We start from the raw sequence: 13433 nt of genomic DNA on the forward strand, positions 1-13433 counted from the left end.
CGACGGCGGGAAGCACCTCCCGCCGTCGTCCGCCCCTTGGTGCCGCTCGAGCAGCAGGGGCTAGATCTCGTAGTCCAGCGGCACGGGCTGCCCGTAGGCGCCGCCGTGGTACAGCAGGGGCGATCCCTCGCCGCCCACCTGGCCGTCCACCACCTGGACCACCACCACAGCGTTGTTCTCGAAGGACAGGCGCATCTGCACCTCACCGACCAGCCAGCCGGCAACGTCCTTCAGGATGGGTACCCCGTGCGGCCCGATCTCCCAGTGGTTGCCTTCGAAGCGGTTGCCCGGGCGGGCAAAGCGCGCGGCCAGTTCCTGGTTCTCCAGCCCCAGCATGTGGACGCCCAGGTACTGGGTGTTGGCCACGGCGGGCCAGGACCTGGAACTGCGTGCCATGTTGAACGTGAACCGGGGCGGCTTGGCGGACAGCGACGCCACCGACGTGGCGGTAAACCCGTAGGGCTCGTCCTGGTAGTTCACGGTGATGATGGCAACGCCCGCGGCGTGGCGGCGGAACATCTCCCTGAACGTCTGCTCGAACGGCTCGCTGTTGTCGGTCACCGGAACTCCTGCACTAAGTGGTGTAACTCTTTCTCCAAGCGTATTGGCCCTCGACTGCGGCGGGAAAACCGGCAGCGGCAACACCCCTGCCGGAGGCCCTGCCAGGAACCTTTGTTAAGGTGTGTTGCATGACAACCTCCGCCCGCCCTGCCAGGCGGCTGCCCTGGTCCCTGCTGCTGGTCCCCGCGGTTTCCGGGATTCCGGCAGGCATCCTCTGGTGGCTCCTGGCGCCGGGCGGATTGAACCTGATGACGCGGGATCCGGCCCTGGCATCAGGCACTGTTCCGCTGGTGTGGCTGCCACGCGACCTCACCCTCGCCGGGATCCTGGTGCTGGCCGGCTGCCTGCTGGCCGTGTTCCTGGCGGACGGCAAACGCCGGGACCCGCAGGTGGCCCTGCTGGCCGGCCTTGCCGGGGCCCTGGCAGGCAGCATCTTCGCGTGGGGGACAGGGATCCTGGCAGCCCGGCTGTTTGGTCCTGCTGTCGACGCCTCGGCGAACGCCAGCATTGCCTTTTCCCTCCGGGCCTGGCCGGTGCTGCTGCTGGGGCCTGCCGCCACGGCCGTGTCGGTCTTCGTGCTGGAGCTGGTGGGAGGGGCGGGCAGGAAGCCGCAGGTGGAGGCGGCTGAACGGGCAGGCGGGAACAGCCCCGTAAAATAGTCCCGTGACCACTTTCCCGGAGTTTCCCGCCCCTGCTGCCGCCGCCGTCGATTTCCGTACCGTCGACCTTCGTGGCCGCAACCTGACGCTTGCCGCGCTGCGCGCCGCCGTGCCCCGCGCCAAGGGCCAGACAGTGGCAGACGCCGAGGCAAAGGTGCTGGAGATCATCTCCGCCGTCCGGCAGCGCGGCTTCGCGGCCCTGGCGGAGCTGGCGGAACGGTTCGACGGCGCAGCGCAGGACCACCCGCTGGTCCCCGCGGATGCGATTGAGGCAGCGCTGGACCAGTTGGACCCGGCGGTGCGGGCCGCCCTGGAGGAATCCATCAGCCGGGCACGGAAATTCGCCGACGCCCAGCGCCCCCGCAATGTGGACGTCGAACTGGGCGACGGCGCAGTGGTCAGCCAGAACTGGGTGCCCGTGGCCCGCGTGGGGCTGTACGTTCCCGGCGGCCTTGCCGTCTACCCGTCATCGGTGGTCATGAACGTTGTGCCCGCACTGGCGGCAGGCGTGGTGTCCATTGCCCTGGCCTCGCCGCCGCAAAAGGAGTTCGGCGGCCTGCCGCACCCCACCATCCTTGCGGCAGCAGCGCTGCTGGGCATCACCGAGGTCTATGCCATCGGCGGCGCCCAGGCCATCGCCGCCTTCGCGTACGGGGTCGAAGCCTCGCCGTCCGGTCCTTCGCTTGAGCCCGTGGACGTGGTGACGGGGCCCGGGAACATTTTCGTGGCCACGGCCAAGCGGCTGGTCAAGGGTGTGGTGGGAATCGACTCCGAGGCGGGAACCACCGAGATTGCCATCCTGGCCGATGACTCCGCGCAGCCGGCACTGGTGGCCGCCGACCTGCTCAGCCAGGCCGAGCACGACCCCAAGGCCGCCTCGGTCCTGATCACGGACTCGGAAGAGCTGGCCGCGGCCGTACGCGCCGAACTGGAACTGCAGGCCGCCGCGACCAAGCACTCGGCGAGGGTCCAGGAGGCGCTGTCCGGCCCGCAGTCCGGCGTCGTGCTGGTGGACAATCTGGAGCAGGGGATCGCTGCCTGCGACGCCTACGCGGCCGAGCACCTGGAAATTATGACCCGGGATGCTGCGGCGGTGGCTGCGCGGATCCGGAACGCGGGCGCCATCTTCGTCGGCGACTACAGCCCCGTGAGCCTTGGAGACTACTGCGCCGGCTCCAACCACGTGCTGCCCACCAGCGGCACCGCTGCTTTTTCATCGGGGCTGAACGTCACCACTTTCCTGCGCGCCATCCAGGTGGTCAATTACAGCCGTGACGCCCTGGCAGCGGTCAGCGGACACATCGTGAGCCTGTCCCGGGCCGAGGACCTTCCGGCCCACGGCGACGCAGTTACGGTCCGGTTCCCCGGCTGAATTCGTACCACTACATGTAGTAATTACAGGATTGTTATTACCCCACATGTGCCCGTAAACTGGGAGGCGCCACAGCATTGCCCCCCGGCGGTGCTGATGGCCTCCAACGACGTTGCACGCCACAAGCGAAAAGGGGGAACGCCATGTACTGCCCGTTCTGCCGCAACCCCGATTCCCGCGTGGTGGACAGCCGCATGGCTGATGACGGCTCAGCCATCCGCAGGCGCCGGCAGTGCCCTGAATGCGGCCGCCGGTTCACAACGGTGGAAACCACCAGCCTCTCCGTGATCAAGCGGTCCGGCGTGGGCGAGCCCTTCAGCCGCAGCAAGGTCATCAACGGGGTGCGCAAGGCCTGCCAGGGCCGGCCGGTGAGTGAGGACGACCTCGCCATGCTGGCCCAGGAAGTGGAAGAACAGATCCGGTCCTCCGGCGCAGCCGAAATCGATGCCCACGAGGTGGGCCTGGTGATCCTGGGGCCGCTGCAGAAGCTCGACAAGGTGGCGTACCTGCGCTTTGCCAGCGTGTACCAGGCGTTCGAGTCCCTTGAGGATTTTGAAACCGCCATCGCCCTGCTCCGCCACGAGGCCGAGGAAGACGCCAAGGGCGCGGCCCCCAGCGCCAAGAGCTCCGAGAAGAGCCCCCTCTAGACTCCGGTGGCGGCAGCGGAGGGGAAGCCGCAGCCGCCACCGGCACCACTGCCTACTTGGCCAGCTTGTGCTTCAGGGCGATTTCCAGTGCGGCGCCCACAATCCCTGCCTCGTTGCGCAGGACGGCCGGCACAATCGGGGTGCGCAGCTTGAGGTTGGGCAGGTACTCATCCGCGCGCTTGGAGATCCCGCCGCCCACAATGAACAGTTCCGGCGAGAACAGAAACTCCACGTGGGAGAAGTAGCGCTGCAGCAGCACGCTGTACTCGTCCCAGGACAACCCGTCCCGCTCCCGTGCCACGGCGGACGCCTTCGATTCGGCGTCGAAACCGTCAATCTCCAGGTGGCCCAGTTCAGCATTGGGAACCAGCTTGCCGTCGAAGATGAAGGCGGAACCGATGCCGGTGCCGAGGGTGATGACCAGGACGGTCCCGGAGACGCCGGCGCCGGCACCGTAGCGGGCCTCGGCCAGGCCGGCTGCGTCGGCGTCGTTGATGACCTCTACGGGACGGCCCAGTTTTGCGGTGAGGAGAGCGTCGATGTCGGTGTCCAGCCAGCTCTTGTCCACGTTGGCGGCCGAGTGGACCACGCCGTGCTGGATGATCCCCGGGAAGGTCACGCCCACGGGGGAGCCGGCTTCCGGTGCCTCGGGGCGTGCCGAAAGCTCGGCCACCACCAGGGCCACCGCCTCGGCGACGGCCTCAGGGGTGGCAGGCTGGGGGGTGGGCACGCGGAAGCGGTCACCCAGGAGCTTGCCCTTCTTCAGGTCGACAATGCCGCCCTTGATCCCCGTACCACCGATGTCGATGCCGATCAGGGGTGCGTTCTTGTGCGGTTTTTCGTCCTTCTTGGCCAATGGGATTCCGTTCGTGACAGGGGCGGGCAGGAAAAGGGGCCGCTTTCGGCGGCCAGTAACAGGTGTCCGGTCTTCGCCGGCAGCATGCCCTGAGCGGGCATGGGACGGGCTACGGGAGGGTGAGGATCTCGGCGCCGGTCTCGGTGACCAGCAGGGTGTGTTCGAACTGGGCGGTGCGACGGTGGTCCCGGGTCACCACCGTCCAGTCGTCGCTCCACATGTCCCAATCCACGGTGCCGAGCGTGAGCATCGGTTCGATGGTGAACACCATCCCGGCCTCAATGACCGTGTTGTAGGCAGGGGCGGCATCATAGTGCGGGATGATCAGCCCCGTGTGGAACGCTTCACCAACGCCGTGGCCCGTGAAGTCACGCACCACGCCGTACCCGAACCGCTTGGCATAGGACTGGATGGCCCGTCCAATGACGTTGATTTCCCGTCCCGGCGCCACCGCCTTGATGGCCCGGTTCAGCGACTCCCGGGTGCGTTCCACCAGCAGCCGGGATTCCTCGTCCACGTCCCCCACCAGGAAGGTGTAGTTGGTGTCTCCGTGGACGCCGTTGATGTAGGCCGTGATGTCGATGTTCAGGATGTCGCCGTCCTGGACCACCGTGCTGTCCGGGATGCCATGGCAGATGACCTCGTTCAACGAGGAGCACAGCGATTTGGGGAATCCGCGGTACCCGAGTGTGGACGGGTAGGCCTGGTGGTCCAGCAGGAACTCGTGGCCCACCCTGTCCAGTTCGTCAGTGGTGACGCCCGGCTGGATGTGCTTGCCCACCTCGACGATGGCCTGCGCCGCGATCTTTCCGGCGATCCGGATCTTCTCGATGGTCTCCGCGGACTTGACCTCGGAACCGGTGAATTTTGCGGGCGCGGGCTTGCCCACGTACTCCGGACGGGGGATGGACGCCGGGACGGGACGCTGCGGACTCAGGGTACCCGGGGTGAGGGTGCCAATGGGTGCAGTCGAGGCAAGGGAAGGCATAGATTGATCATATAAGGCACCACAGAACGCCCAACAACCGACAAGCGGCGGAGGACACACGTAAAGGTTTGTGTTACGTGCATCACCCGGTTTTCCCTGTCGCCGGAACGAGGAGCAACGATGACTGAGTACTGGTTCAACATCAAGACCCACGAGGTGGAAGAGGACCGGCTGTCGGACTGGAGCCAGCTCATTGGGCCGTACAAGACCCGGGCGGAAGCCGAACATGCCCTGGAGAAGGTCAAGGCGCGCAACGAGGCCTGGGAAAAGCAGGACGACGACGACTGACGGCATTATTGGGCAAAGCGCCAGGCCGTTTTGGCGGCATTCCTCCGCGGACTGCCTCGGCCGCTGGCGGCCTCACCTTGACGTCCGCTTCCGGAATACCGCCAAAACGCCGTCCAGGTGCGCGCGGCTGCCGGCAGGTCGCCTGTTCCAGGGCTCTCGGGACGATGAAAAAGGTTAGAAGGTATGTTCCTGGCCGGGGAACTGGCCGGACCTGACGTCCTCACCATAGGCCGTGGCGGCGTCGAGCAAGGTGGTCCGCAGGTCCGCGTACTGCTTGACGAACTTGGCCATCCGGCCGCCCCGCAAACCTGCCATGTCCTGCCAGACAAGGACCTGGCCGGTGGTCGCTTTGCCGGCGCCGATGCCCACCGTGGGGACACTGACCGCAGCATCAACCGCCGCCGCCGTCTCCGCAGGCACCATTTCCATCAGCACGCAGAACGCTCCGGCGTCCGCCAGCGCAACGGCGTCGTCAATCAACCGCTGGGCGTCGTCGCCGCGGCCCTGGACGCGGTAACCGCCCAGGGCGTGTTCGCTTTGGGGCGTGAAGCCGATGTGCGCCATGACCGGAATGCCTGCCTGCACCATCGCCCGGACTGTCGGCGCATAGTACTTCCCGCCCTCGATCTTCACGGCGTGGGCCAGCCCTTCCTTCAGGAAGCGGACGCCGGCGCCCACGGCCTGTTCCGCGCTGACCTCGTAGCTGCCGAAGGGAAGGTCCGCCACCACCAGGGCACGCTTGGCGGACCTGGCGACAGCCCGGCACAGGGGGAGCAGTTCGTCCACGGTCACCGGAAGGCTGGTCTCGTTGCCAAAGACGTTGTTCGAGGCCGAATCGCCCACCAGCAGCACCTCGATGCCGGCGGCGTCGAAAATCTCGGCCGTGTACTGCTCGTAGGCAGTGAGCATGGCGAACCTGGTGCCATCGCGCTTGGCCTGCTGCAGGTGGTGGATGCGGACCTTTGCCGGCTTCCGTTCAGCCGGAGCCGCAGCCCGGGCCGGAGCCGCAGCCGGTGTGCTGGGGCCGCTGCCGTACGGGGCGGGTACTTCTGCGGACGCGCTGGAGTCGGAGCTGTTGCTGGAGGCCATGGGATGAGCGTAGTGCGCCATCCGCTGTCCTAGCTACCGCGTGCAAGGCGGGACAAAGGTGATTAGCGTCTCAGCGGCCTGCAGGGACCCATGCCAGCGGGCGGTGGAAACCGCGCCGGGCGCGGCCTGGGCTGCCTGCCACGTTAATGCTGTGTTACGCAGGGCCCTTGCTCAAGCATCGGTGCCGAATGATTAGTACAGTGTTGATGAACTGCTGCCGGCTTTCCCCTTTGCCTGGGCCCCGGAGCATGAACGTTGACCGGAGAAGAGGCCATCATGGACCGCCAGCAAGAATTTGTCCTGCGCACGATCGAAGAGCGGGACGTACGTTTCGTGCGCCTGTGGTTCACCGACGTCGTGGGTTCGCTGAAGTCCGTGGCCCTGGCGCCGGCGGAAGTCGAGGGAGCATTCGAGGAAGGCCTAGGCTTCGACGGTTCCTCCATTGAAGGACTTGCCCGCGTCTTTGAATCGGACATGCTGGCCCAGCCCGATCCTGCCACCTTCCAGATCCTGCCGTGGCGCGGTGAGACCGAACAGACTTCGCGGATGTTCTGCGACATCCTCACCCCTGACGGTGAGCCTTCCGCCGCCGATCCGCGCAACGTGCTGAAGCGGACCCTCGCCAAGGCGGCGGACATGGGCTTCACCTGCTACACGCATCCGGAGATCGAGTTCTACCTCCTCAAGTCGCACGAGCCCGGTCCGGACGGCGCGCCGGTGCCCGTTGATGAGGGCGGCTACTTCGACCACGTTCCCGGCGGCGTGGCCCAGGACTTTCGCCGCACGGCGGTCACCATGCTGGAGTCCGTGGGCATTTCCGTGGAGTTCAGCCACCACGAGGCAGGCCCCGGCCAGAACGAGATCGACCTCCGCTACGCAGACGCGCTGCAGACGGCCGACAACATCATGACGTTCCGCACCGTCATCAAGGAGGTGGCGCTGCAGCAGGGCACGTATGCCACGTTCATGCCCAAGCCCTTCACCGACCACCCCGGCTCCGGCATGCACACGCACTTCTCCCTGTTCGAGGGTGACAGCAACGCGTTCTTCGAGGCAGGTGCGGAGTTCCAGCTGTCCAAAACGGCCCGGCAGTTCATTGCCGGCATCCTCAAGCACGCCCCCGAGTTCACCGCTGTTACCAACCAGTTCGTCAACTCCTACAAGCGGTTGTGGGGCGGCGGCGAGGCACCCAGCTACCTGAGCTGGGGCCACAACAACCGCTCTGCCCTGGTCCGTGTGCCCCTGTACAAGCCGGGCAAGGGCCAGTCAGCGCGCATCGAGTACCGCGGCATCGACTCCGCTGCCAACCCCTACCTTGCCTATGCGGTCCTGCTCGGTGCCGGGCTGAAGGGCATCGAGGAAGGCTACGAGCTGCCGGCAGCCGCCGAGGACGACGTCTGGTCGCTGAGCTCGGCTGAGCGCCGCGCCATGGGCCACGACCCCCTGCCGGCCAGCCTGCACGATGCCATCCGCTCCATGGAGGACTCGGAACTCATGCCGCAGATCCTGGGCGAACAGGTCTACGAGCACTTCCTGCGCAACAAGCGCGCTGAATGGCAGGACTACCGGCTGCAGGTGACGCCCTACGAGCTGCAGCGCAACCTCGGCATCCTCTAGGTGCCCGGCGTGAGCCTGGCACGCCGCCTCATCGCGGCCGGATTCAGCGACCTGGAGAAGGGCGAACGGTTCCTTGCCGCGCGCGAACTCGAGGGACTGGACCAGGACAGGCTCTTTGCCGGGCTGCAGCTTGCGGCCAGTCCGGACACCGCACTGCAGTCCCTGGTCCGGCTGATCGAAAAGCACCCGCAGCTGCGGGAGCTGGCCGCTGCCGAGTCCGAGGCCAGTGAACCGATGTACCGCGTCCTGGGCTCCTCAGAAGCCCTGGGGGAGTTCCTGATCCGGCACCCCGAGCACCTGGACGCCTTCGAGGTCCGCGCCAGCCCGGAGCCGCTTCCCGCCGACCCGGGCCGGTTGCGCGCCACGCTCCTGCAGTCCGTGGGCGCCGACCCCCGCGCCGCCCGTCCCGTTGCCGCCGTGACCGGCGTGGACGCCTATGCAGCCCTGCGCACGGCGTACCGGCGCGGACTGGTCGATCTCGCCGTCAAGGACCTGTGCGCCGCGGATCCGCTGGACTTCCTGCCCTCGGTGGGCGGTGAACTGGCGGACCTAGCCGCCGCCGCCATTGAGGCCGCCCTGGCCGTTTCCAGGGCCGAGGCGGCGGAGCAGCACAGCGCTGGCGACGTCGCCGACGTCGGCCTTGCGGTGATCGGCATGGGCAAATGCGGCGCACGGGAGCTGAACTACATCTCCGACGTCGACGTCATCTACGTGGTGGACCCGGGGAGCCTGGAGGACGCCCACGCCAACACCATCGGCACGGCCCTGGCGAGCGGCATTTCCCGGGCCATTTCATCGGTTGCCAGGGAACCCGGGCTCTGGGAGGTGGATGCGAACCTGCGGCCCGAGGGCAAGTCCGGGCCGCTGGTCCGCACCCTCGCCTCCCACGAAACGTACTACGCCAGGTGGGCGGAAAGCTGGGAATTCCAGGCGCTCCTCAAGGCCCGCTGCATCGCGGGTGACGCCGCACTGGGCCGTGCCTACGAGGAAGCGGTGGCGCCGTTGATCTGGAGCTCGGCCGGGCGGGAGGGCTTTGTCGAGTCAGTCCAGGCGATGCGCCGCCGGGTGACCGAGCACATCCCGGCCGCCGAGGAGCAGCGCCAGATCAAGCTGGGGCGCGGGGGGCTGCGCGACGTCGAATTCACCGTCCAGCTGCTCCAGCTGGTGCACGGCAAGGCTGACGAGTCATTACGACGGCGGGACACCACCTCGGCGATCGCGGCATTGTCGGCGGGAGGTTACATTGGCCGTTCCGACGCTGCCGCCTTCGACAACGCCTACCGCTACCTCCGGCTCCTGGAACACCGGATCCAGCTGTTCCAGCTGCGCCGCACCCACCTGATGCCGGTGGCGGAGCCGGCGCTGCGCTCACTTGCCAAAGCCGTGCTTGGGCCCTTTTCCAACGAGCGCCCCAGCCCGGACTCCCTGCTGTCAGCGTGGCAGCGCACCAAACGTTCCGTCCGGGAACTGCATGAGCGCATCTTCTACCGGCCGCTGCTGAATACCGCGGCCAAGCTGAGCAGCGAGGACGCCAAACTGACGCCCGAGGCGGCGCAGGGGCGGCTGGCGGCCCTCGGATACCGGGACCCCCAAGGGGCAATGCGCCACATTGAGGCGCTGACTGGCGGGGTCAGCCGCCGCGCCGCCCTGCAGCGCCAGCTCCTGCCCATCCTGCTGGACTGGCTCGCGGAGGGCGTGGACCCCGACGCCGGCCTCCTTGCCTTCCGCCGCGTCAGCGAGGCCCTGGGCACGACGCACTGGTACCTGGGCCTGCTTCGCGACTCGAATGCGGCCGCCGAACGCCTGTGCCACATGCTGTCCAACTCCCGGCTGATCGCAGACCTCCTGGAAGTCTCGCCGGAGTCCGTGGCGTGGCTGGGACAGGACAAGGACCTGGTGCCCGTGGGCTTCGAGGCCCAGTGGCAGGAAATCACTGCGAAGATGTCCCGGCACGCGGACCCGGAGAGCGCCATGCGCCTGATCCGGCTGATCCGGCGCCGCGAAATCCTGCGCATCGCCATCGCCGATTCGGCCGGCCTCCTGGACCAGGAAAAGGTGGGCATGGCGTTGGCCGATACGGACCGCGCCGCCGTCCTGGGTGCCCTGCGGGTGGCGGAAGGAATAGTCTCCGCCGGAGGGCCGCTCAAGACCACGGTCCTGGTGGTGGCCATGGGCCGGCAGGGCGGCCGCGAGATCGGCTACGGCTCCGATGCCGACGTGATGTACGTCCACCGGGCACTTCCGGGCTTCTCCGAGGCGGAGGCGCAGGAACAGGCCGGACGCATCGTGGCCAAGATATCCAGCCTGCTCACCCAGCCGCTGAAGCCGGCCATCATGGCTGAGCGCGTCCTCCAAATGGACGCGGACCTCCGGCCCGAGGGCAAGAACGGGGCCATGGTGCGCTCCCTGGACTCCTTCGCCGAGTACTACCGCCGCTGGTCCCTGGTCTGGGAAGCGCAGGCCCTGCTGCGGGCACGCCCCATGGCCGGCGACGACGCCCTGGCCGCTGACTTCGTCAAGCTCATCGACCCCATCCGGTACCCCGAGTCCGTCTCCGAGCAGGACGTCCGCGAAATCCGGCGGATCAAGGCGAGGGTGGAATCCGAGCGGCTGCCGCGTGGGGCCGACCCGGCACGGCATCTCAAGCTGGGGCGGGGCGGCCTCAGCGACGTCGAATGGCTGGTGCAGCTCCTTCAGCTCCAGCACGCAGGCAAGCACCCGGAGCTCCGCACCACCTCCACCCTGGAAGCCCTGGCGGCCGCGGCGGAGCTGGGGCTGCTGGACAGCTCAGACGCCGGCCTGCTCGCCGAGGCCTGGCGGCTGGCCAGCCGCATCCGGTCAGCCAACGTCATCTGGAACGGCAAGGCGTCCGACCTCCTGCCCTCCTCGCGGCGTGACCTTGAGGCCGTGGCCCGCTGGTGCGGCTACGAACCGGGCAATGCCACTGCCCTGGAGGAGGACTACCTGAGGGTGAGCCGGCGGGCCCGGGCAGTCTTCGAGCGTGTCTTCTATGGGCACTGAACCCCCGCCATGGGTCTGGCTCATCCAATTGGAGGACCTGGACTCCGACGCCCTGGCCATTCAGCTCGACGCCATCGCGAACATGTCGCTGGTGCCGGGCCAGGACCGCTTTGTGGGCGACCCGCTGCGGATGGCCCTCACCGGACTGGCGGAGGAATCACGACGGCCATACGTGGTCGAGGCGGGCGGCTGCGCCGTCGGCCTGTTGACCCTGCAGTCCGGGGCCGCGCGGCTGGCCGGCTGGCCTGACGATCACTCCGCGTGGCTGCTGCGCGGGTTCCTCATCGACCGGCGGCACCAGGGCAAAGGCCTGGGCACGCTCGCGGCCGCCGCCGCTGTGGAGGCGGCACGCAAGCTGAGCGTGCGGCACCAAACTGGCGGGTCCGGCGTCGTACTGTCCGTCAACCAGGAAAACCCTGCGGGCCTGTCCGCCTACCGCCGCGCCGGCTTCATCGACTCCGGGCCGTACCTGGGCGGAACGTCCGGGCCCCAGCGGACCATGTTCCGCAGCTTCTCCGCAGTGGCGCCGGCGTAACGCGCCGGACCGGCATTGCACTTAGCAAGCGTTTGCCCGATCATGTGGATTGGCGGTGTTCTCCAACCTTGTTGGGGGGAAGGCTGGACAGTCTTCGTCTCGGGGGGCATTCGTCAGGGGGTCCGGCTCCCGGTCTCAGCACGTCTGGAGGCGGGCCCCCACCCTATGGTCTCCGTCCGCGGCTTTAAAGCCCGGACAAACGCAGAAGGCGGCCACCGGTTCATCACCGGTGGCCGCCTTCTGCTGTTCAGCTTTCCTGCAGGGCAGGGCTGGGACTAGACGCCGTAGTAGAGCTCGAACTCGTAGGGGTTCGGGCGCAGCGACAGCGGACGGATCTCGTTTTCGTACTTGTACTCGATCCAGGTGTCGATCAGGTCCTGGGTGAAGACGCCGCCGGCCTGCAGGAACTCGTTGTCCTCGGCCAGGGCCTCCAGGGCCTCCTCAAGCGTGCCCGGAGCCTTGGGGATATCCTTGGCTTCCTCTGCGGGGAGCTCGTAGAGGTCCTTGTCGATCGGTGCCGGCGGTTCAATGCGGTTGCGGATGCCGTCGATGCCGGCCATCAGCTGGGCAGCGAATGCCAGGTAGGGGTTGGAGGAGGGGTCCGGAGCGCGGAATTCGATGCGCTTGGCCTTGGGGTTGGTGCCCGTGATGGGGATACGGATACCGGCGGAGCGGTTGCCCTGCGAGTAGACCATGTTGACCGGAGCCTCGAAGCCCTTGACCAGGCGGCGGTAGGAGTTCACCGTCGGGTTGGTGAAGGCCAGGACGGCGGAGGAGTGCTTCAGCAGGCCGCCGATGTACCAGCGGGCGGTGTCGGACAGGCCGGCGTAGCCCTTCTCGTCGTAGAACAGCGGATCGCCGTTGCTCCACAGCGACTGGTGGCAGTGCATGCCGGAGCCGTTGTCACCGAAGACCGGCTTGGGCATGAAGGTCACGGACTTGCCCCAGGCGTCTGCCGTGTTCTTGATGACGTACTTGAACTTCTGCAGGTCGTCGGCAGCGTGCGTCAGAGTGGTGAACTTGTAGTTGATTTCAGCCTGGCCGGCGGACCCAACTTCGTGGTGGCTGCGCTCGACCTCGAGGCCGACCTCGTCCAGGGCAACACACATGGCGTCACGCAGGTCAGCCTGCTTGTCAGTGGGGGAGACCGGGAAGTAACCGCCCTTGACGGGGGTCTTGTAGCCGAGGTTTCCGCCCTCTTCCTCGCGGCCGGTGTTCCAGTGGGCTTCCTCGGAGTCGATCTTGTAGAAGCTGCCCTGCGGGGAGGACTGGTACTGGACGTTGTCGAACACGAAGAACTCAGCTTCGGGAGCGAAGAATGCGGTGTCAGCGATGCCGGTGGAGGCGAGGTAGGCTTCAGCCTTCTCAGCCACGCCGCGGGGGTCGCGGTGGTACGGGTCGCCCGTGCGGGGGTTGACGATCGAGAAGTTCAGCGCGAGGGTCTTCTCCATGCGGAACGTGTCCAGGAACGCGGTGGTGACGTCCGGGATCAGCTGCATGTCGGATTCGGCGATGCCCTGGAAGCCGCGGATGGAGGAGCCGTCGAAGAGCTGGCCGTTGATGAAGAAGTCGGCGTCAACGCTCTTGGCCGGAACGTTGAAGTGCTGCTGGACACCCGGAAGATCGGTGAACCGGATATCGACGAACTTAATATCTTCGTCCTTGATGAACTTGAGGACTTCGTCCGCAGTCGTGAACATCTATGCTCCTAACGCATATGTAAATATCTGGCGTGAAAGCCATCTGATCCAGCGCAATCCGAAGGCAGGAAAACGCGAGGTTTCCCTGCTGTGAGTACCT

The 13433-nt window shown here is 67.0% G+C and carries 12 protein-coding genes; 7 read left to right on the forward strand and 5 right to left on the reverse strand.

What is annotated here, in order from left to right; all coding sequences use genetic code 11:
* Positions 1-60 precede the first annotated feature (60 nt).
* Positions 61-561 carry a flavin reductase family protein gene (locus FBY36_RS17030; RefSeq protein WP_142121306.1) on the reverse strand — a complete coding sequence of 167 codons (501 nt, stop codon included), beginning with the start codon at positions 559-561 and terminating at the stop codon, positions 61-63.
* 128 nt (positions 562-689) lie between these two features.
* On the opposite strand from FBY36_RS17030, the gene FBY36_RS17035 reads away from it, so the two are divergent.
* The 3 genes from FBY36_RS17035 (at position 690) to nrdR (ending at position 3239) form a co-directional block, all read left to right on the forward strand.
* Positions 690-1220, forward strand: coding sequence for a hypothetical protein (locus tag FBY36_RS17035; RefSeq protein WP_142121308.1), 531 nt, complete (start codon positions 690-692; stop codon positions 1218-1220).
* 4 nt (positions 1221-1224) lie between these two features.
* Positions 1225-2592 carry a histidinol dehydrogenase gene (hisD, locus tag FBY36_RS17040; RefSeq protein WP_142121310.1) on the forward strand — a complete coding sequence of 456 codons (1368 nt, stop codon included), beginning with the start codon at positions 1225-1227 and terminating at the stop codon, positions 2590-2592.
* A gap of 143 nt (positions 2593-2735) precedes the next feature.
* Positions 2736-3239, forward strand: coding sequence for a transcriptional regulator NrdR (gene nrdR, locus FBY36_RS17045; protein WP_142121312.1), 504 nt, complete (start codon positions 2736-2738; stop codon positions 3237-3239).
* A 52-nt stretch (positions 3240-3291) separates the two neighbouring features.
* Here the strand turns inward: nrdR and ppgK are convergent, their stop codons facing one another.
* Both ppgK and map read right to left on the reverse strand, forming a co-directional pair.
* Positions 3292-4095, reverse strand: coding sequence for a polyphosphate--glucose phosphotransferase (gene ppgK, locus FBY36_RS17050; RefSeq protein ID WP_142030944.1), 804 nt, complete (start codon positions 4093-4095; stop codon positions 3292-3294).
* A 109-nt stretch (positions 4096-4204) separates the two neighbouring features.
* Positions 4205-5083 carry a type I methionyl aminopeptidase gene (gene map / locus FBY36_RS17055; RefSeq protein WP_142121314.1) on the reverse strand — a complete coding sequence of 293 codons (879 nt, stop codon included), beginning with the start codon at positions 5081-5083 and terminating at the stop codon, positions 4205-4207.
* 120 nt (positions 5084-5203) lie between these two features.
* On the opposite strand from map, the gene FBY36_RS17060 reads away from it, so the two are divergent.
* Entirely contained in the window at positions 5204-5371 is a 168-nt protein-coding gene (locus FBY36_RS17060) for an SPOR domain-containing protein (protein WP_142030946.1), read from the forward strand.
* 174 nt (positions 5372-5545) lie between these two features.
* Here FBY36_RS17060 and panB read toward each other — a convergent pair whose 3' ends face one another.
* The gene (gene panB / locus FBY36_RS17065) at positions 5546-6460 is read right to left on the reverse strand and encodes a 3-methyl-2-oxobutanoate hydroxymethyltransferase (RefSeq protein WP_142121316.1); all 915 of its coding nucleotides are present in this window, start codon (positions 6458-6460) and stop codon (positions 5546-5548) included.
* Positions 6461-6736: 276 nt separating this feature from the next.
* Here panB and glnA (FBY36_RS17070) point away from each other — a divergent pair, with 276 nt between their 5' ends.
* From glnA (FBY36_RS17070) to FBY36_RS17080, 3 genes are read left to right on the forward strand one after another with little or no spacing between them, the layout of a single operon-like run.
* A complete protein-coding gene (glnA, locus tag FBY36_RS17070; RefSeq protein ID WP_142121319.1) occupies positions 6737-8077 on the forward strand; it encodes a type I glutamate--ammonia ligase in 1341 nt (446 codons plus the stop codon).
* A gap of 9 nt (positions 8078-8086) precedes the next feature.
* Positions 8087-11098 carry a bifunctional [glutamine synthetase] adenylyltransferase/[glutamine synthetase]-adenylyl-L-tyrosine phosphorylase gene (locus FBY36_RS17075; protein WP_142121321.1) on the forward strand — a complete coding sequence of 1004 codons (3012 nt, stop codon included), beginning with the start codon at positions 8087-8089 and terminating at the stop codon, positions 11096-11098.
* On the forward strand, positions 11088-11633 hold the full coding sequence (locus FBY36_RS17080) for a GNAT family N-acetyltransferase (RefSeq protein ID WP_142121323.1): 546 nt from the start codon (positions 11088-11090) through the stop codon (positions 11631-11633). The genes FBY36_RS17075 and FBY36_RS17080 overlap by 11 nt, the downstream gene beginning before the upstream one ends.
* A 275-nt stretch (positions 11634-11908) precedes the next feature.
* Here the strand turns inward: FBY36_RS17080 and glnA (FBY36_RS17085) are convergent, their stop codons facing one another.
* Entirely contained in the window at positions 11909-13333 is a 1425-nt protein-coding gene (glnA, locus tag FBY36_RS17085; RefSeq protein ID WP_142121325.1) for a type I glutamate--ammonia ligase, read from the reverse strand.
* Positions 13334-13433 lie beyond the last annotated feature (100 nt).

This window comes from Arthrobacter sp. SLBN-122, assembly GCF_006715165.1.
Taxonomy (GTDB): domain Bacteria; phylum Actinomycetota; class Actinomycetes; order Actinomycetales; family Micrococcaceae; genus Arthrobacter.

Coding starts and splice junctions, on each gene's coding strand:
- FBY36_RS17060 (WP_142030946.1), top strand. CDS start 5,204: ATGACTGAGTACTGGTTCAACATCAAGACCCACGAGGTGGAAGAGGAC.
- FBY36_RS17080 (WP_142121323.1), top strand. CDS start 11,088: ATGGGCACTGAACCCCCGCCATGGGTCTGGCTCATCCAATTGGAGGAC.
- map (WP_142121314.1), bottom strand. CDS start 5,083: ATGCCTTCCCTTGCCTCGACTGCACCCATTGGCACCCTCACCCCGGGT.
- panB (WP_142121316.1), bottom strand. CDS start 6,460: ATGGCCTCCAGCAACAGCTCCGACTCCAGCGCGTCCGCAGAAGTACCC.
- glnA (WP_142121325.1), bottom strand. CDS start 13,333: ATGTTCACGACTGCGGACGAAGTCCTCAAGTTCATCAAGGACGAAGAT.
- glnA (WP_142121319.1), top strand. CDS start 6,737: ATGGACCGCCAGCAAGAATTTGTCCTGCGCACGATCGAAGAGCGGGAC.
- nrdR (WP_142121312.1), top strand. CDS start 2,736: ATGTACTGCCCGTTCTGCCGCAACCCCGATTCCCGCGTGGTGGACAGC.
- FBY36_RS17035 (WP_142121308.1), top strand. CDS start 690: ATGACAACCTCCGCCCGCCCTGCCAGGCGGCTGCCCTGGTCCCTGCTG.